Genomic DNA, 18,360 nt, shown 5'->3' on the forward strand with positions numbered 1-18,360 from the left:
ATACCACCTATCTCATGAATGATTGGGCCGTGATCCACACAGGCCGACCTCTCGACCCGTTTACCAAGGCCCATCCGGCCTGCCCTACGGGAATGACCTGCTCGCAATGAATCCTCGCCCATTATGCCACGGTGCATGAACACGGGAGCCCGGGGAGTCGCCCCTCCCGGCCGAGGTCCATGCGCCTCTGTCGTTACAAGGCGAAGGGTCCGGAACGCCTAAACGCACCGGACCCTTTCCCATCGGGCGGGAAATCAATCCCGCCCAGGTACAGCTACTACTCGATGATCTTGGTCACACGACCTGAACCGACGGTGTGGCCGCCTTCACGAACAGCGAAGGTCAGGCCCTCCTCCATGGCGACGGGCTGGATCAGCTCGACGGAGAAGGTTGCGTGATCGCCGGGCTGGACCATCTCGACACCGTCAGGCAGGGTGATGACACCGGTGACGTCGGTGGTGCGGAAGTAGAACTGCGGACGGTAGTTGGAGAAGAACGGCGAGTGACGGCCACCCTCGTCCTTGGTCAGCACGTAGACCTCTCCCTCAAACTTGTGGTGGGGGGTCACGGTGCCGGGGGCAGCCACAACCTGGCCACGCTCGACGTCCTCACGGCCGATGCCACGCAGAAGCAGACCGGTGTTGTCGCCAGCCTCGGCCTCATCCATCTGCTTGTGGAAGGTCTCGATGGAGGTGACGGTGGTGGTCTGGGTGTCGCGGATGCCGACAATCTCCACGTTGGAGTTCACGGGCAGCTTGCCACGCTCGACACGGCCGGTCACCACGGTGCCACGGCCCGAGATGGTGAAGACATCCTCGATGGGCATCAGGAAAGGCTTGTCCAGGTCATGGACAGGGGTGGGGATGTAGTCATCAACGGCATCCATCAGATCCTTGATGGTCTGAACCCACTTGTCGTGATCGGGTGCGTCATCATGGAGAGCACCATAGGCCGAGGTGCGAATGACTGGGCAATCACGATCGAACCCGTTCTCGTCGAGCAGGTCACGGACCTCCTCCTCGACCAGCTCGATGAGCTCCTCGTCATCGACCATGTCGCACTTGTTCAGGGCGACCAGGATCTTCGGCACGCCGACCTGGCGGGCCAGCAGAACGTGCTCACGGGTCTGGGCCATGGGTCCGTCGGTGGCGGCTACCACCAGGATGGCTCCATCCATCTGGGCCGCACCCGTGATCATGTTCTTGACGAAGTCGGCGTGACCGGGGCAGTCGACGTGGGCATAGTGACGCTTCGCGGTCTGATACTCGATGTGCGCGATGTTGATGGTGATGCCGCGCTCCTTCTCCTCAGGAGCAGCGTCGATCGAAGCGAAATCGTACTCGGGGTTCACATCCGGGTACTCCTCGTGCAGCACCTTGGAGATGGCCGCGGTCAGTGTGGTCTTACCGTGATCGACGTGGCCGATGGTGCCGATGTTAACGTGCGGCTTGGTCCGCTCGTACTTTTCCTTTGCCATTGTGTTTTGTCCTCCTGGACGTTCGTAGTTTGCCTGCACGAACCACGCACAGAGCACTCGCTACATATTACTGGGTAATTGGGTTCTTTGCCAGTTATGCCCTCCGCCCAGTCAGCGCTACAAGAGTGTAGCGCCGACTGGTGACAGAAAGCGGCCGGCGAGGCGGCCCGCCGTGTCGGCGGGCCGGTGCGTGTTCACTCGCCGCGCTGGGCCTTGATGATCTCGTCGCTGACGGCCTTGGGGACCTCGGCGTAGGAGTCCATCTGCATGGTGAACATGGCGCGGCCCTGGGTCCTGGACCTCAGGTCGCCGATGTATCCGAACATCTCCGACAGGGGCACCTTGGCGTCGATGACCTTGACACCGGTGGCGTCGGTCATGGACTGGATGGAGCCACGACGGGAGTTGATGTCGCCCATGACATCGCCCATGTACTCCTCGGGAGTACGGACCTCGACGGCCATGATGGGCTCGAGGATGACGGGCTTGGCCTTGGGTGCGGCCTCCTTGAAGCACATGGAGCCGGCGATCTTGAAGGCCATCTCCGAAGAGTCGACCTCGTGGATCTGGCCATCGGTCAGGGTCGCCTTGACGCCCACGACGGGGAAGCCCGCCAGGATGCCGGACTCCATGGCCTCCTGTACACCGGCATCGACCGAGGGGATGAACTCCTTCGTGATGTGGCCGCCTGTGACCTTGTTTTCGAAGAGATAGGTCTCGCCCTCGGTCGTGTCCAGGGGCTCGAAGTTCATGAGCACCTTGGCGAACTGACCGGAACCACCGGTCTGCTTCTTATGCGTGTATTCCTGGTTCATGACGGGCCTGCGGATGGTCTCACGGTAGGCGACCTGGGGCTTGCCCACGTTGCACTCCACATGGAACTCACGACGCATGCGGTCCACCAGGATGTCCAGCTGAAGCTCGCCCATGCCGGAGATCAGGGTCTGGCCCGACTCCTCGTCGGTCTTGACCTGGAAGGTGGGATCCTCCTCGGAAAGCTTCTGCAGAGCGATGCCCATCTTCTCCTGGTCGGCCTTGGTCTTGGGCTCAACGGCAACCTCGATCACGGGATCGGGGAAGGTCATGGATTCCAGCACCACCGGCTCCTTCTCATCGCACAGGGTGTCACCGGTGGTGACGCTCTTGAGACCGACGAAGGCGTAGATGTTGCCGGCGATGGCCTCATCAACCGGATTCTCCTTGTTGGAGTGCATCTGGAAGAGCTTGCCGACGCGCTCCTTCTTGCCCTTGGTGGAGTCCAGGATGGTGTCACCCTGGGCCACCTTGCCGGAGTATACCCTGACGTAGATCAGTTTGCCGTAGAAGGGATGGGTGGCGACCTTGAAGGCCAGAGCCGAGAAGGGTTCATCCACTGTGGGCTTGCGATCTATCTCGACGGACTCATCACCGACCTTGTACCCCTTGATTGCGGGGATGTCCTCGGGGCTGGGCAGGTAGTCTACCACGGCATCCAGCATGGGCTGCACGCCTTTGTCCTTGAAGGCCGAACCGCAGAAGACCGGGAAGGCGGTCTGATCGATCGTCATCTTACGAACGGCCTTGCGAATCTCCTCCTGGGAGATCTCCTCCCCTCCCAGATACTTCTCCAGCAGAGACTCGTCGCTCTCGGCCACGGCCTCGATGAGCTCGGTGTGGTACTGCTCTGCCCGGTCCTTGAGATCGTCGGGGATGTCGATGGTTTCGTACTTGGCGCCCAGGTCGGCCTCGTCCTTCCAGTAGTAGGCGACCATGCGAACCAGGTCGACCACGCCGTGGAAGTCGTTCTCGGCTCCGATGGGGAGCTGCATGACCAGGGGCTTGACCCCCAGCTTGTCCTTGATGGTGTCGACCGAATAGTAGAAGTCGGCACCCAGCTTGTCCATCTTGTTGATGAAGCAGATGCGGGGCACGCCGTACTTGTCGGCCTGACGCCAGACCGTCTCGGACTGGGGCTCGACGCCCTCCTTGCCATCGAAGACGGCGACGGCGCCATCGAGCACGCGCAGGGAACGCTCCACCTCGGCCGTGAAGTCCACGTGGCCGGGGGTGTCGATGATGTTGATCTGGTAGGTGTCCTCGGGATCATGGGACTGACGGTTCCAGAAGGCCGTGATGGCGGCGGAGGTGATCGTGATGCCACGTTCCTTCTCCTGGTCCATCCAGTCCATGGTGGAGGCGCCGTCGTGGGTCTCACCGATCTTGTAGTTGACACCGGTGTAGTAGAGGATACGCTCGGTCGTCGTGGTCTTGCCGGCATCGATGTGGGCCATGATGCCGATGTTGCGGACCTTGGTCAGGTCCGTGAGCACGTCTTGTGCCATAATTCCTTGTTCTCGCTCTCTTCTGATTACCAGCGATAGTGGGCGAAGGCCTTGTTGGCCTCGGCCATCTTGTGGGTATCCTCGCGACGCTTGACCGCTGCACCCAGGCCGTTGGAGGCGTCGAGGATCTCATTGGCCAGACGCTCGGCCATGGTCTTCTCACGGCGGGCACGGCTGTAGTCGGTCAGCCAGCGCAGGGAGAGCGTGTTCGCGCGGTTGGGCTTGACCTCGACGGGGACCTGGTAGGTGGCGCCGCCGACACGACGGCTGCGGACCTCCAGGCTGGGACGGATGTTGTCCAGGGCGCGCTTGAGCACGGCCACAGGCTCCTGGTCGGTCTTTTCCTTGACCTGTTCCAGGGCCGTGTAGACGATGTCCTCGGCGATGGACTTCTTGCCGTCGAGCAGGATCTTGTTGATCAGCTGGGCCACCACGGTCGAACCGTAGATGGGATCGGGCAGGAGCTGATGCTTTTTGGCTGGTCCTTTACGTGACATGGTTTACTTGGCCTTCTTTGCTCCGTACAGGGAACGTCCCTGCTTGCGATCCTTGACTCCCTGGGTATCCAGCGCGCCGCGCACGATGTGGTAGCGCACGCCGGGCAGATCCTTGACACGTCCGCCGCGCACCAGCACAATGGAGTGCTCCTGGAGGTTGTGACCCTCGCCAGGAATGTAGGCGCTGACCTCAACGCCGGAGCTCAGGCGGACACGGGCCACCTTACGCAGTGCCGAATTCGGCTTCTTGGGGGTTGTGGTGTACACACGGGTGCAGACGCCACGACGCAGCGGGCTGCCCTTCAACGCCAAGGTCTTCGACTTGCGAGGCTTGGCCTTCCGTCCTTTGCGGACGAGCTGTTCAATTGTTGGCAACTGATTCTCTCCGATTCAGTAGGTTGCTTCTTGTTCGTTCACTCCGTGGGGCCGCCGCACCGCAGCCGCAATCACCCGAACAACCGAGAGAAATCAGCCATTGTCCACCGGCCCGATGGCCCCTTGCCCTCCTGCCGGGCATTACTGCCCGCATTCGTCGAACTCGGGGATATCCCGGTCACACACCTGTGACATAAGGCATGCTACCGGCACACACGAGTTTCAGTATACCATCATGCCGGACAGCCGCCACGCCTATGCCAAGGGCTATAGGGGCGGCATGAAGGTCCCAGACTTCCTGGCTGCCACCCTCAGCGATGCCCCTTACAAGGCATCACGAAGGTAATCACGCAGGACCAGGGCATGGTTGACCTGCGGGTCTTTGGCCGCATAGACCAGGGTGGTGAGGTCGTGCTTCCTGACGATGTTCAGCAGATCGACCACGGCAGGGTTCTCATCCAGCTCGGTCCGGTATCGGTCCGTGAATTCCCGGAAACGCTCCGGATCATGATTCCACCACTTCCGTAGGGTAGGGCTCGGCGCCACATCCTTGAGCCAACCATCCAGGGAGGCAGCTGCCTTGCTGACCCCTCGCGGCCAGAGGCGATCCACCAGAATCCGGACCCCATCTTCCTCGCCGGCCTCGTCATAGGCCCGCTTGATGGTGACAACTCCCATGATCCACTCCCTCCGAGCCGGGCTGATCGACGCCATCCGGGCTGTATCCTGCTGATTTGGTCCCTGCCGATTCCATACGGTTCCAGCCTAGGCAGAAGAGTGCACACATGGAAGCATTTCGCCCGGTTTTCCCTTGTTCGTTGGCCGGCAAAGGCATAGGGTTGAAACCATGAGTCAGAGACCAGACACCGAAGTCGCTGCCGACGGTGACCGTCAGGAACCTGCCGAGAAGGCTGCCGATGTCAGGCCTTCCCGGTCCAGGTCCAAGCCCGTCAGCGCCCGTTCAAGGATGATGCATCAGTGGGTGCCCAACCAGCCGGGAGCCTGGGCCATGGCACTCATGCCTCCCCTGGCCGGTGCCTTCATCGGAGGCCTTTCATGGCGCAACCTGCTCTTGATCCTTGCCTGGGTACTCTGCTATTGCACCGAATTCACCACCGCCCGGTGGCTGGTCTCCCACATGGCCAGGCGCTTCCTGCCGCCGGTCGCCACCTACGCTGCCCTGACCGCCGTTTTCGGACTCGCCCTGATACTCACCACCCCCGGCCTCTTGCGTTGGGTGCCGTTGTACGTGGTTCTGGCGGCCCTGACCTTCCTGGCCGCCTGGAAACGCGTGGAACGTTCCTGGTGGAACAACGTGGTCTCCATCGTCGCTGCCAGTATGCTATGCCTGATTGCCTATTCCCTCGGTACCGGCCCCCAATCCCAGGCGGCCTCCTCCCCTGCCGGGTACTTCGGGTGCCGGTCGGACCCGGCCGTCAACTGTTTTAGCCAGGGTTTCCTCCCCGCACGGGCCCTTCCCCTGACCGGACTGGCGGCGGCGCTTATCTTCGCCTATACGGAATTCGGATCGGTCCTGTATGTGAAATCACTGGTCCGCGAGCGCCAGCACCTGTGGTGTGCGATTGCTTCCGTCGCCTGGAATCTGATCCTGATGATCGGGGCCGTCCTTATCCTGCCCAAGGTCGGATTCTGGCCCCTGCTCGTGGCCTTGGTCCTGGTGATTCGTGCCGCCGCCCTGCCGGTGATTGCCCGAAAGCGCCGCATCCCCATCAACCAGGTCGGCATGGTGGAGAGCGCGGCCAGCCTTCTGGTCTTCCTGGTGACCATCGGAACCGCAACGTCCATCGCCGCACTTCCATAGGTGCAGGCCGGTCATTCGATGACCAGTGAGGTCCGTATACCGGTGTTCCTTCTTCGGGGTAAAACTACCGTATGGCTTCTTCACGGCGCGCTACAAGCGGACGGTCACCGGCACACCTCGCTCCTCGCCAGGGAGGGACGATGCAGCATGTCGCTCATGGTTTCGGACCTGTCTGGAATCCTCAGTCACGAGTACTGATCCTCGGGTCCATGCCCAGCACGGAATCACGCCGGGCCGGCTTCTACTACATGTTCCCCCGCAACCGGTTCTGGCCGGTCTTGGCCGCCCTCTTCGACACTCCGGTGCCAGAGCCGGATCCCATGATCCGCCGGCAATTTGCGCTCGACCACCGCATAGCCCTCTGGGACGTCATCCAGGAGTGCGACATCCATGGAGCCAGCGATGCCAGCATCACCAACGTCGTCCCCACCGACATCAGCAGCATCCTGACCAACGCACCCATCCGCACCGTATTCACCACAGGTCGAAAGGCCGGCCAGCTCTACTCCCACTATTGTCAGCCCATTCTCGATGCAGCCGGACTCCATCTGCCCATGGTGAATCTCCCCTCGACCAGTCCCGCCAACGCAGCCAAAAGCCTGGACGATCTCATCGCTGCCTATGCACCCATACAGGCAGCATTAAGCGACGACATTTGATGGGGGGAAACAGCCCGGATAGACAGTGTTTCCGGTCAACCATTTCATCTCTTGACCTGCGATTCCCCGAGCGATGGAACATAAAACGAATTTCCGGCGTGCCAAAGCAAGACGTCGTGTATAGTGGTCGTTTGTTGTACGGATACGCCCGGCGTATTCGTTCCATGGTGGCTATAGCTCAGTCGGTAGAGCACCTGATTGTGGTTCAGGAGGTCGCGCGTTCGAGCCGCGTTAGCCACCCCACCTACGTGCCTATTTTCCTGTTCATATCGTCCTCCATTAGTTAATATCTGCACACCATAGCTTTTTGTTCACCAACCCTGCTCTATAGTGACTTAGTTACTTTAGATACCGCACTCAATAGGTTCAGTTAAGGTCTCAAGCACACTGCTCAAATAGCCTCCCAATAAGTAGCCAAAGAATAGGGTTAAATATATAGTTTCCCTTGAAAGCTCCGGTTGGAGCTTGGTATAAGCCTGGATAGGTTTAGGTAGCGCTCAGTTTTTGTTGCTTCTTCCTGTTCTTTCCCTTATACACACAGCCATTATCCGACAAGATCGGAAAAGGAGAGGAACAAGGGCAATGGAGACTTCACAGGCCCAGTCTGCAATAATAAAGTTCAGTCAATCAGACTGTCAGGGTATCGGGTACATTTCAAGAGTTGTTGGTTATGTCAAAATCAGGAGCTTGATCAATCTCATAAGTGTTCTAGATTTAGATGCAAACCCACGTTCTTCCAAAGTTGGAAACGTCACAAATGACATTCAGGACTCACTGGATGAAACTCCCGACATTTTCCCATACAAAACTAAAGGACTACTGATTGCTTCATCTCATTACGACAATCTTGAGCGTAATCGGTTCCGTTTGTTTTTCGAGGATAGGCAAACGGAAGGCATCCTAGACGGAGGCCATAATGCCTTAGCTATCGGCCTATATGTTCTTCGTCTTGCCTTGGAAGAGCACGGCGACAAAATGCCGCCTTCGATTTGCACATGGAGTGATTTCAAAGACGCCTGGGAAAGCAATAGAACCAAAATTGAGGAGTTCTTACGACATACTCGCAAAGAGGAGAACGATGGAGAGTCTAGAACCCCGCTGGATACTCTCGTTCCTGTTGAGCTCCTACTGCCGCGCGACCAAGATGACCGAAATTGTCTAGACGAATTCAATGCCAATCTCTTAGATATCTGCGCGGCACGCAACAACAACGTTCAGTTGACGACAAGTACCAAAGCAAATAAACACGGCTATTTTGATGCTTTCAGGCAGCTTCTCAAAGAGAAGGATCCCGATCTCGCTGATCGGGTTGAATGGAAAACAAATGCTGGCGGAGATATCAAAGCCGCGGATATCATCTCTTTGGCATGGATCCCACTCTCGCTTCTGCCCTCTGTAACAAATGACAGAGGAAAGACCGTTGAACCTCCTAGTGCGGTACAACTCTATTCAAGCAAAGCTGGATGCCTTTCCAAATTCGAACAGTTCATGAGTTCACCAGAAGTTTCTTCTCGTGGCAAAGGTTATCATCGAGAACTCCGAAATAACGGCGTTTACGAGACCTTTGAAATTGCTGTAGACATACCTGCACTTTATGACTACATATATAAGCAGTTTCCATCTCTCTACAACAAAAACGGTGGAAGCTATGGGCGTATAACTGCGGTGAAATCGCTTAATGCACGTCACTCAAGCCGAGTGACACCATTCGGTCATTACGAAGTTGATTGCCTAAGTCCCGATGGTTTTATCACTCCACCGGTTTTTGGTTTGCAGGCTCTCATGGAAACTCATGTCAATCCACAAAAGAACTATACCTACGTCGAGTGGGTATAGGATCCATTTGAATGGCTAGACAATAATCTAGACCTTGTCGTGAAGCGTTACTCTAATGTACTTGCTCCTTGGGGATATGATCCTCAAAAAGTAGGTAAGTCATCCAGTAGCTATCAAAGTGCTTTGGACGCATACAAGATGGCTCTAGCCGGTATCGACTAGTTAGGATTATGAATCAGAAGTCGTGGTCTGCAGATTCAGTTTTGCGATTCGGCTTCCTGCGGCTTCTGATTCAAGCAATCGAAATATGTGCTATCGCTTAGTCACTTGAAAATTGCATGCCTTGTCTCTAAGACACAGAAACGAATACTGACGAGTATAGAGTTGCATCCTGAATACAGGACAACGTTACTGCACTAAACACGACTCAAGTATTGTTCTTCTAGTGTTCGCCTAGTAGCTACCTCCAAAAATAATGCAAGAAAGTTGGTCTCTTTTACCTAGTTTATCCTTCGATACATTTTAGTGCCTATATGCTTAACATATGCCTGCCAGCCTTAACAGCATCGAGTTGAAGGCGGACTCATCCGTCCCCAAAAGCCCGAAGAAATCAGCGTCGATTCCCTCTACAAGCGGGAGGGCGCGTTTCAGGCTAGACCGGCCCGAAGCCGTCATCTGGACAGTCTTGGCGCGTTGATCATCGGAGGAGGTCCGCCTGGTCACCAGTCCGTCCCGCTCCAGGTTGCGCAGGATGGTGGATACCGTCATCACATCGATGTCGAAGTTCCTGGCGATATCCACCTGGCTGACCTCATCTCCCGACTGGGCCAGATAACCCAGCGATGCGAGCACCACATACTGGGGATGGGTCAGGCCTATGCCCCTCAGGGCCTCCTTGACCTGCTTGTGCCAGAGGTTGTAGACCCTGATGAAGGACAGGCCGACGGAACCCGAGGCATTCTGGCCAAATTCGGACGGGAAATCACTCACACACAGATTCTATCAAAGCGAAGACCGAGTCCGGCACATCGGAAAAGATACCCGCAGCCGCCTTGGCCGCGTCCGGAGTATCCACTCCCCCGACCGGCACCAACTCCACCGAGTGCCTGATCAGCGTACCGCCGTTCCTTTCCTCAAGTTCATGGGCGAAGTAGACATCACCGACCCCGGGAACGGTCGACTTGTCGGTAAATGACCTCCCCTCCCCGACTTCGACCAGTTCATAGGGCATCGGAGGCTGCCCTGTCATGGTCATCCGACCGGTGGTTTCGGTGATGAAATCGCCGTCCAGATCTATGTCCTCCAGGTCGTTCTCCCAGGCGAACCAGCGCTTGACATCCGCATAGTAGGGCCACAGCCTGTCCATCGGAACATCCGTAATCATCTCATAAGTAAACTTCATGATTCCTCCATTTTATAAGTACTTATATTATACAAATACATATCATTTTTGCAAATACTGCCATGACCTCGTCTATTCGAAGCATCTATATGCCCGGGCACAGGTTCATTACCGGGAAACTCGAATATGCGGTAGTTGAACCGACACAGGATTGGCCTCAAATTTGCAAATGCCTATAGAAAGTCGAATAATCGAAGATCACATGGCACAAAGCGCAGGTTGGGAAGTCAATGTGCAGATTGTTGGCTTGAACGCGGCTTGAGTTATGGTACCGCGCGAGACAATCGGTGTTGTGAAACTATGACGAGAGAAAGCCTGGTAAACCAAAACATGTTTGGGTTAAGAAATTTGAGGAATAATTCAGATACGAGTAACGATAATCCGATCACCGATGATCAAGCCCCGTCTGTCGATAAGGCCGGGAAAGAGTCAACCCCCGCCCCAATCTCGGCCGCGACCACCTCGCATTCCTATGAAAACCAACGTTCAGACACTTCAGCCGCTGACACAGAATCAAAGAAGATGACAGCCGATATAATGCAACCAGAAACTTCCGAAAGCCAGTACGGTCGGCCTGAAGCCATTCCATTCATTAACGACAGACCTTCGGACAAGCCATCCGAGGATTTTACAGGTTATGCAGCTGCATTGGCAGCCCTGGTCAATAGCGGCGAAAAGGCCACCGACAACACTCCTCTGACCATCGGCATCTTTGCACCATGGGGCAGCGGAAAATCCACCCTGTTGAAAGCCCTCCGTAACCGCATTCAGGAGTCGGACAAGAAAAACCGGTGCATCATTGTGAACTTCAATGCCTGGCATCAGGAAAACAACCAGCAGCTCGCCGCATCAATGTTGTACAGCATGGGCAATGCTGTCGCGGAAAATGGAAAAGCCACAACAGCCTCTGACGAAGATCCCAGGGACAAGGATTTCCATAATAAGTTGGAAACCCTACTGACCAGCACTGGTCAACTCATTACCAAGTCGGTTATCACTACCCTGAAAAAAGGTAACTTTACCTTCCAGATGCCTTTCTCCTTGGGTGCATTCAGCTTTTCAGCAAACGATTCAGGAAACTCAGGCACGGCTGACGATCAGTCCGTGGACCCTCTCGTCAGGGGATTAAACGTTTCGTCTTCCGATCAGCTGAGCAAGAATCTGGATGCAATCTCATCACTACTCAATGAGAATAATAAACGCCTGATTGTCATGATCGATGATTTGGACAGGTGCAACTCCAAGGAATTGGTACAGGCCGTTGAAACAATCAGTATGCTGTCTGACAGATCCGGCATGGTATTTATCCTGGCCCTTGATCACAGCCAGATCATCAAGGCCTTGAAGCACGAGTATGGCAACCAGATGGATGGGGAAAAGTATCTTGAAAAAATCATCCAGATTCCCTTCTGGATACCTTCCAATGGGTTAGCCAACAAGGATGAAGAGAACAACCCAATCAAAGAACTGATAGGCACAGATTGGGAGAAATTAGAAAAGGACAATTGGATCAACGATAATCTCACCGAGGGTATTCGTTTCATTGTCCAAGGACCGCTACGTTCCAACCCCCGCCAGACCAAACGTTTCCTGAACACCTTCCTTCTGCTCTCTTATATATATTGGGACAAGCTTCATGACCCTAATGATAAAGCGGATACGTTGAAAAACTTCACTTACTTTCTGGGTATGCAGGTCGCCTGGCCGAGTCTTCAATCCAGGCTGATTCGAAATATCGATGATACGGAGGATGATCCGAGTGCATCAACCTTTGCGGATCTACCGCTGGTCACGGAAATTTGCGACGCCAATGCGTCCGAAGATGAGACGTCTCCTATTGAAATGCTCAACCAGAAGTACAACATCGGGTTGACCAGTCAGGATGACCTGAAAAATCTGCAGAATTATCTGACATTCAGCCCGGATAACCCGTATCAGGCGATAGGAAGAATGAAAGCGACCAACGCCCGAGATCTGATCAGATTCGCCGTCACTGGTACGGATGCAGAGGACGATGCAGACAAGATCATCAAGCATGTTGACATGTCAAACAGGGATTCTTCAAAGTGGTATTGGGATGACAACAAAAAGAAATACACCAAGCATCAACTGCTGAGACTCATTGGAAAGAGATATCAGGAAGAGCACAACTTTGCGACAAAGGAAGAGTTCGAAGCTGCCTTCGCAAAAGAGATAACCAAGTGCATGCAAGATACCGGCCATGCGGAACTAATTCCTACCTTCTACCCAGAATTACTCTTGGATGTAGATGATAAACCAGCAGCCGAGCATAAGCTTGACTTCCACATCAATGACTCAGACCAGGCTTATTCCATTGACTGGTGGTGTGGGTTCAAACCCGGACCCAAGGCCGTTGGCGAATGCGTACACAGGCCGTTGATCGAGTACTTCCAAGCACAGGGATATCCGATAAGAATGGCCTAGTAACCCTGATTCATACAGAGTGGCGGGTCTTTCACCTATACGATTTGCTCGCCTCTCTGCCGAGAAGAGAGACAATTAACACGCACGACATTGATTTAGATACATTTTCGAGACTCACCACCACTCCGATTCTGACCGATGAGCAGCGCAACTCGTTCGGAAATTATCCGAGCTTACTGACCAACAGGAATTCGACAACACTTGCCGACAACCTGGATGGGCTCCACCTTTCGGATGTAGGCACCTGGGCCACGTACCTGGGTAAAGACCTGGGGGTCGATCCACCTGGCTCCTTGTCAGAGCAGTGGAAGCATCTGCGAGGAACCATCAACGCCGACTTCATCATTGTCGAGATGAACTGGGCCGGAAAGGCAAGCGAGGACGGGACTGAAATCTGGGTCCCATACGGTGGCGAGTATCCGGTCTGGCACAATTTCCATACGCCTCCCTTTACCACGGACGATGAGTCTTGGGTCGTGGCACATGGTGATGAGCATATAAATCGGGGATCAAACGGTGTATTCCGTCTAGCCAGGGCCGTGGATGGGACTCCCCTACAAGGTGCGTGGGTGACCGATTTTTGGAAGGGCATGGCCACCCAGTCCAGCATCGAACTCAACAAGGCACTCTCCACCCTGAACAAGGAGGAGAGAACCAGACTTGAATCGGGCATGATCAGCATCCTACGCAAGGAGGCTGAAACACTTGGAGCCAGGAAACCAATCTGGCTGGTTGTAGGACATGACTATGACACCGCGATGAGGCATGCAGACGAGCTTACGGATGGCGAGGACTGGAGAATCATACTGATTCCTCATCATTCCGGTCAGAATCAGGGGAAGGGTTCACTGAAGCGGTGGAACTACCTCTCACTGCTAACCATGTATAAGTCCATCCAAGACGCATGTAACCGACTTGGACGCCCTTGGAATGTGGATGCGGAAGCTCAGGCCAGATTTGCCACCATGGCTTGATTCATGGGTCCTTTTCAACACAAGATACTCTCTCCGGACCGGTATACTCCCTCTCCCGGTCCGGCCAATTTCGGACTTGAATTCAAGGACAGCCATACAGTTGATGATGAGACACCGAAGATCAAACTGTCGGTAATCATGCATGTGATGTGCCGGTAAACCCCCCTTGCTGATTGGACAGCCGCCCGATCCCATGGCCACAAAGGAACAATCCTGCTACAGGCTTGACTCCCACTGGCTGTTTTTCCGGTGAGGAAAAGGAATGTCGTGCATCGCTTTTTCCATACTCCTAATTGCAATCGAAATATGCCAAGTCATACGGTTTCCCCCTAAGATATCCAAGATCAGGACTGCAACAAACATTCGGCTGAGTCCATTGCTTCAATGCGCAATTTGCCGTTCACTGCTACATAGAATGAAAGAAAAGGCAGTCACATAGCCCTGAAGATTCGGGCGGGCTTCTTCTTCCCTCGGATTTTTCAGGTGATTATCCAGTGGAGGTCATTACCATGCGCAGCAAGCAGAACAGAGAGAACGACCGGCATCAGAATCGGTACAGGACTCACAGCAGCGACATTGAGGAGCCCAATACAACCGAAACCGATAAGGAATCATCAGACAGGGATAAACCCGGTGATACCGAATCGAACGATTCTGATTCTGAGGAACTCGCCCCTGAAACTACTGAAGCGCATACGGGAGCGGTTGATACAAGTTCGGCCGACAATCAAGAAACCAGCAACGACGGGGCGAAGCGGACAAACCCGCCCGACAAATCGCAATCCAAGAAGGAACAATCCACCGAAGTAAACACCGACAAGACTCAACATAACAGAAGACGTTCAAACAAGGAACAGGCAGGAACCGGGGTTACTGACAGGCACGGCAAGACCAAGAATCTTGGTTCATTCTATCTTGGAGTGGCTGCCGCTTTCCTGGTGGCGGCTTTGGGACTCAGCTTGAGCACCCTGCCAATCTTCTTCTCCATCCCCCTGGCTGCGGTGCTCTTTGGAATCGGTATCTGGGTACTCTCCTACGCAAGCCTTCAACCCCCCGACAAGGCCCCCGAATCAGGCTCCGGGACCGACCGGCATAACACAACCGTTGTGGTGACCGCGGTTCTTCTGGTCCTGCAGACCTTTATTATGGACGTCTTCATCTTCACCAGAATGGGGTCGGTGCAAAAGTATCAGAACCCGGTCATTATTGCCTGGATCCTTGCCACGATGGTTGAAACCATAGCCGCTTTCGCCTTGATTTACCGGCATAAGCCTTCCTCAACCAAAGCCTCGCAATCTCAGGATACGAGGGAGAAGGGCCAGGAAGGAACCCGCTCGCCTCAAAACCAATGATTGATTAGGCAGATGAAAACCACCCTCATTGACGTCGGGACAGTGGTGGCTAAGGCAACCGGCAAGGCAGCCACATCAGGTGCCCGCACCGCCCTAGCGACCGGATCTCATCGCCACAGCCACGTATAATCAAGCATGTTATTCCTCACACATCGAAGTGGTTGGAAAGGAAACCTATGAGCGGACCCAATGACACTGCGGTCGTGCTCGGTGTACTGGATGAAACAGGCCATGATGAGTCACGAGTGGCTCTGACACCGGACATCGTGACACGACTCAGCAAACAAGGCATCACCTGCATGCTGGAATCCGGAGCGGGGATACCGTCACGCTTCCAGGATGATGACTACAGGCAGGCGGGCGCCCGAATCACCGACAGGGCGACGATCCTGGACAAGGCATCAGTACTGGAGTTCGTGGACCGCCCCGATCCTGAACTGATAAGCCAGATCAAGCCAGGGACCTGGGTGATCGGCATGCTGGGGTCATTCACCGACCAGAAGTACCTGGCCGAACTCGACAAGGCCGGCCTGGTCGGCATCGCCATGGAACGACTGCCCCGTCAGCTCAGCTCGGCCCAGTCCATGGACGAGATGACCTCGCAGAATTCGGTCATGGGGTACAAGGCGGCACTGGTGGCCGCCGATGCCTATGGCTCCTTCTTCCCCATGATGACCACGGCGGCAGGCACCATCCGCCCGGCCAAGGTACTGGTGCTCGGTGCCGGCATTGCCGGCCTTCAGGCCATCGGCACGGCCAAGCGCCTGGGTGCGGTCGTCACCGCCTACGATGTGCGCCCGGCCTCCAAGCAGGAGGTTGAATCCCTGGGTGCCGAGTTCCTCGATCTGGGACTTGACTTCTCCAAGGGGCAGGGTGAGGGCGGTTACGCCCGTCAGCTGACCGAGGAGGAGCAGGCCCGGCAGCAGGAGGCCGTGGACACCAAGGCCGCCGGCTTCGACGTGATCATCACCACGGCCAAGGTTCCCGGAGGCAAACCCCCCAGGCTCCTGACGGCCAAGGGTGTGGCCAACCTGCACGCCGGAGCCGTGGTGGTGGATTGCGCAGCCAGCGATCTGGGCGGAAACGTGGAGGGGTCCCAGGTGGGAACCCACACCACCGATGGCGGAGTGATCATGATCGGCGCCCCCTACCTGGCCAGTGGTGTGGCCACAACGGCCTCCAACCTGCTGGCCCGGAACGTGGCCGACGTACTGGTGCACTTCGTACGCAACGGATCCCTCAGCATGGACCCGGACGATGAGATAGACCAGGCGCTGGTGGTGGCCGCGGCTCCCAGGTCCGGCTCAGCCGCAGGGGCGGATGGGGCAGGGTCCGACACGGCTGAAACCCCTACAGCCGCCGAAGCGAAAGGTCAAGACGCATGAACTCCCTGGTCATAGCAATTACCCTCTTCATCCTGGCCCTGCTTATCGGCGTGGAGGTGATCGGCAAGGTTCCGGCCACCCTCCACACCCCTTTGATGTCCGGAGCCAACTCCATTCACGGCATCGTCATCGTCGGTGTGGTCATCATCGCCGCCGAGGCCCACTCCCCGCTCTCCTATGTCCTCATCTTCCTGGCGGCCATCCTAGGCACCATGAACGTGGTCGGCGGGTATGTGGTCACCGACAGGATGCTGGAGATGTTCAAATCATCCAAACCGGACAGGGGTGCCAAGGCATCCAAGGATGACGAGGAGGCAGGCAAGTGAACGCCCTCGACATCATCACCTGGTTCGTCTACCTGCTTTCGGCCGTCATGTTCGTCATGGGGCTGCACTTCATGAACTCGCCCAAGACGGCCCGCAGGGGTAACCGGGTCTCGGCGGTGGGCATGGTCATCGCCGTGGCCATGGCCTTCATCCACCTCTTCGCCACGGGATTCACATCCTCCATGGCCATCATCCTCCTGGTGGCCGGCATCCTGATCGGGGCCCTGGCGGGGGTTTACTCGGCCGAAAAGGTCAAGATGACGGACATGCCCCAGCTGGTATCCATCTTCAACACGGTCGGAGGTGGAGCGGCCGCCCTGGTCGCACTGAACGACATCCTGACCTCCGAGGGCTCCCCCACCCTGGTCGTTCTGATCACGGCCGGTCTGGGCGTGGTCATCGGGTCCATCACCTTCACCGGATCTCTGGTGGCGGCCGGCAAGCTGCAGGGTATCGGCCTGGTCAAGAACCTGAAACTGCCGGCCAAGGCCGTATGGAATGTGGCTTTCGCCCTGCTTACGGTCATCTCCCTGGTCATGCTCTGTCTGAATCCGGAACGGCGGATGCTCTGGGCCCTGCTGACCGCACTCTTCGCCCTGGGATACGGCCTGGTCTTCGTCATCCCCATCGGCGGCGCCGACATGCCGGTGGTCATTTCCGTCCTGAACGCCTGCACTGGTACGGCCGTCGCCATGAACGGCCTGGCCATCGACAATGTGGCCCTGATCGTGGCCGGCGCCCTGGTGGGTGCGGCCGGAGCAACCCTGTCCGTCCTGATGGCCGCGGCCATGAACCGTCCCCTCCTCAGCGTCCTGGCCGGGGGCTTCGGTGGGTCCTCCTCCGCTGATGCCCAGGACCAGGGTGCCCAGGGCACCATGCGGGAAACGACCCCGGATGACGTGGCCGTGCAACTGGTCTATGCCGACAAGGTCATCTTCGTTCCCGGGTTCGGTCTGGCCCAGGCCCAGGCACAGCGTGAGCTGGCCGATCTGGGCGAACTCCTCAAGGGCAGGGGCGTGGAGGTCTCCTACGCCATCCACCCCGTGGCCGGTCGTATGCCCGGACACATGAATGTTCTCCTTGCGGAGGCCAACGTTCCCTATGAGGAGTTGGTGGACCTGGATGAGATCAATCCACAGTTCCCATCGGCCAATGTCTCCTTGGTGGTCGGCGCCAACGATGTGACCAACCCGGCCGCGCGCAGACCGGGAACCGCGGTATCGGGCATGCCCATCCTCGACGTGGACAAGTCCCAGAACGTGGTCGTCCTCAAGCGCGGACGCGGCAAAGGCTATGCCGGCATCGAGAATGAGCTCTACTTCAATCCGAACACGCAGATGCTCTTCAACGACGCCAAGGCCAGCCTCCAGGCCATCATCGCCGCCGTCAAGGAACTGATCGCCTGATCCCCTGAAGAGATTGCGAAGAATGGCCAGGACATCGATTTTCATGCCCTGGCCATTTCATTGAATCCACGAACCTGTCCGCACCAACCGCCGGGCGACCGGAGCGCACGAAACCAGTTCCGAAAACCCGGGCTTTGGCTTGC

At 56.4% G+C, this 18,360-nt stretch carries 16 protein-coding genes and 1 tRNA gene; 10 read left to right on the forward strand and 7 right to left on the reverse strand.

Annotated features, from left to right (window positions below; translation table 11 throughout):
• Positions 1 to 277: 277 nt before the first annotated feature.
• The 5 genes from tuf to AACP59_RS03835 form a co-directional block, all read right to left on the reverse strand.
• The gene (tuf, locus tag AACP59_RS03815) at positions 278 to 1,477 is read right to left on the reverse strand and encodes an elongation factor Tu (RefSeq protein WP_297316188.1); all 1,200 of its coding nucleotides are present in this window, start codon (positions 1,475 to 1,477) and stop codon (positions 278 to 280) included.
• 194 nt (positions 1,478 to 1,671) lie between these two features.
• On the reverse strand, positions 1,672 to 3,798 hold the full coding sequence (gene fusA / locus AACP59_RS03820; RefSeq protein WP_339349945.1) for an elongation factor G: 2,127 nt from the start codon (positions 3,796 to 3,798) through the stop codon (positions 1,672 to 1,674).
• Between the two features lie 26 nt (positions 3,799 to 3,824).
• Positions 3,825 to 4,295 carry a 30S ribosomal protein S7 gene (gene rpsG, locus AACP59_RS03825; protein WP_297316186.1) on the reverse strand — a complete coding sequence of 157 codons (471 nt, stop codon included), beginning with the start codon at positions 4,293 to 4,295 and terminating at the stop codon, positions 3,825 to 3,827.
• Between the two features lie 3 nt (positions 4,296 to 4,298).
• Positions 4,299 to 4,670 (reverse strand): 30S ribosomal protein S12, encoded by a 372-nt coding sequence (gene rpsL / locus AACP59_RS03830; protein WP_033490416.1) that lies wholly within the window; start codon positions 4,668 to 4,670, stop codon positions 4,299 to 4,301.
• A gap of 324 nt (positions 4,671 to 4,994) precedes the next feature.
• Positions 4,995 to 5,348 (reverse strand): DUF488 domain-containing protein, encoded by a 354-nt coding sequence (locus AACP59_RS03835; protein ID WP_339349949.1) that lies wholly within the window; start codon positions 5,346 to 5,348, stop codon positions 4,995 to 4,997.
• 169 nt (positions 5,349 to 5,517) lie between these two features.
• Between AACP59_RS03835 and AACP59_RS03840 the strand changes: the two genes are divergently transcribed.
• The 4 genes from AACP59_RS03840 (at position 5,518) to AACP59_RS03855 (ending at position 8,987) form a co-directional block, all read left to right on the forward strand.
• Complete coding sequence (locus tag AACP59_RS03840) at positions 5,518 to 6,492, forward strand: YwiC-like family protein (protein WP_339349951.1); 975 nt, start codon at positions 5,518 to 5,520, stop codon at positions 6,490 to 6,492.
• Positions 6,493 to 6,632: 140 nt separating this feature from the next.
• A complete protein-coding gene (locus AACP59_RS03845) occupies positions 6,633 to 7,151 on the forward strand; it encodes a DNA-deoxyinosine glycosylase (protein ID WP_339349952.1) in 519 nt (172 codons plus the stop codon).
• A gap of 167 nt (positions 7,152 to 7,318) precedes the next feature.
• Positions 7,319 to 7,394: transfer RNA gene (locus tag AACP59_RS03850), tRNA-His, on the forward strand.
• 339 nt (positions 7,395 to 7,733) lie between these two features.
• Positions 7,734 to 8,987 (forward strand): hypothetical protein, encoded by a 1,254-nt coding sequence (locus AACP59_RS03855; protein WP_339349953.1) that lies wholly within the window; start codon positions 7,734 to 7,736, stop codon positions 8,985 to 8,987.
• 477 nt (positions 8,988 to 9,464) lie between these two features.
• Here the strand turns inward: AACP59_RS03855 and AACP59_RS03860 are convergent, their stop codons facing one another.
• On the reverse strand, positions 9,465 to 9,917 hold the full coding sequence (locus tag AACP59_RS03860) for a MarR family winged helix-turn-helix transcriptional regulator (protein ID WP_339349954.1): 453 nt from the start codon (positions 9,915 to 9,917) through the stop codon (positions 9,465 to 9,467).
• On the reverse strand, positions 9,910 to 10,329 hold the full coding sequence (locus AACP59_RS03865) for an SRPBCC family protein (RefSeq protein WP_339349955.1): 420 nt from the start codon (positions 10,327 to 10,329) through the stop codon (positions 9,910 to 9,912). Before AACP59_RS03865 ends, AACP59_RS03860 begins: the two co-directional genes overlap by 8 nt.
• Positions 10,330 to 10,629: 300 nt before the next feature.
• Here AACP59_RS03865 and AACP59_RS03870 point away from each other — a divergent pair, with 300 nt between their 5' ends.
• From AACP59_RS03870 to AACP59_RS03895, 6 genes are all read left to right on the forward strand, one after another.
• A complete protein-coding gene (locus AACP59_RS03870; RefSeq protein WP_339349956.1) occupies positions 10,630 to 12,774 on the forward strand; it encodes a KAP family P-loop NTPase fold protein in 2,145 nt (714 codons plus the stop codon).
• 569 nt (positions 12,775 to 13,343) lie between these two features.
• A complete protein-coding gene (locus AACP59_RS03875; RefSeq protein ID WP_339349958.1) occupies positions 13,344 to 13,748 on the forward strand; it encodes a hypothetical protein in 405 nt (134 codons plus the stop codon).
• A 509-nt stretch (positions 13,749 to 14,257) separates the two neighbouring features.
• A complete protein-coding gene (locus AACP59_RS03880) occupies positions 14,258 to 15,100 on the forward strand; it encodes a hypothetical protein (RefSeq protein ID WP_339349960.1) in 843 nt (280 codons plus the stop codon).
• 176 nt (positions 15,101 to 15,276) lie between these two features.
• Positions 15,277 to 16,485, forward strand: a complete 1,209-nt coding sequence (locus tag AACP59_RS03885; protein WP_339349962.1) for an NAD(P) transhydrogenase subunit alpha — start codon at positions 15,277 to 15,279, stop codon at positions 16,483 to 16,485.
• Positions 16,482 to 16,811 (forward strand): NAD(P) transhydrogenase subunit alpha part 2, encoded by a 330-nt coding sequence (locus tag AACP59_RS03890; RefSeq protein ID WP_339349964.1) that lies wholly within the window; start codon positions 16,482 to 16,484, stop codon positions 16,809 to 16,811. Before AACP59_RS03885 ends, AACP59_RS03890 begins: the two co-directional genes overlap by 4 nt.
• On the forward strand, positions 16,808 to 18,217 hold the full coding sequence (locus tag AACP59_RS03895; RefSeq protein ID WP_339349966.1) for an NAD(P)(+) transhydrogenase (Re/Si-specific) subunit beta: 1,410 nt from the start codon (positions 16,808 to 16,810) through the stop codon (positions 18,215 to 18,217). Before AACP59_RS03890 ends, AACP59_RS03895 begins: the two co-directional genes overlap by 4 nt.
• Positions 18,218 to 18,360 lie beyond the last annotated feature (143 nt).

Source organism: Bifidobacterium indicum (genome assembly GCF_036987015.1).
GTDB classification, from domain to species: Bacteria; Actinomycetota; Actinomycetes; order Actinomycetales; family Bifidobacteriaceae; genus Bombiscardovia; species Bombiscardovia indica.

Bases quoted from the DNA above. Each gene is read 5' to 3' on its own strand.
- tuf (WP_297316188.1), bottom strand. From the start codon at position 1,477: ATGGCAAAGGAAAAGTACGAGCGGACCAAGCCGCACGTTAACATCGGC.
- fusA (WP_339349945.1), bottom strand. From the start codon at position 3,798: ATGGCACAAGACGTGCTCACGGACCTGACCAAGGTCCGCAACATCGGC.
- rpsG (WP_297316186.1), bottom strand. From the start codon at position 4,295: ATGTCACGTAAAGGACCAGCCAAAAAGCATCAGCTCCTGCCCGATCCC.
- AACP59_RS03835 (WP_339349949.1), bottom strand. From the start codon at position 5,348: ATGGGAGTTGTCACCATCAAGCGGGCCTATGACGAGGCCGGCGAGGAA.
- AACP59_RS03840 (WP_339349951.1), top strand. From the start codon at position 5,518: ATGAGTCAGAGACCAGACACCGAAGTCGCTGCCGACGGTGACCGTCAG.
- AACP59_RS03845 (WP_339349952.1), top strand. From the start codon at position 6,633: ATGCAGCATGTCGCTCATGGTTTCGGACCTGTCTGGAATCCTCAGTCA.
- AACP59_RS03855 (WP_339349953.1), top strand. From the start codon at position 7,734: ATGGAGACTTCACAGGCCCAGTCTGCAATAATAAAGTTCAGTCAATCA.
- AACP59_RS03865 (WP_339349955.1), bottom strand. From the start codon at position 10,329: ATGAAGTTTACTTATGAGATGATTACGGATGTTCCGATGGACAGGCTG.
- AACP59_RS03870 (WP_339349956.1), top strand. From the start codon at position 10,630: ATGACGAGAGAAAGCCTGGTAAACCAAAACATGTTTGGGTTAAGAAAT.
- AACP59_RS03880 (WP_339349960.1), top strand. From the start codon at position 14,258: ATGCGCAGCAAGCAGAACAGAGAGAACGACCGGCATCAGAATCGGTAC.
- AACP59_RS03885 (WP_339349962.1), top strand. From the start codon at position 15,277: ATGAGCGGACCCAATGACACTGCGGTCGTGCTCGGTGTACTGGATGAA.
- AACP59_RS03890 (WP_339349964.1), top strand. From the start codon at position 16,482: ATGAACTCCCTGGTCATAGCAATTACCCTCTTCATCCTGGCCCTGCTT.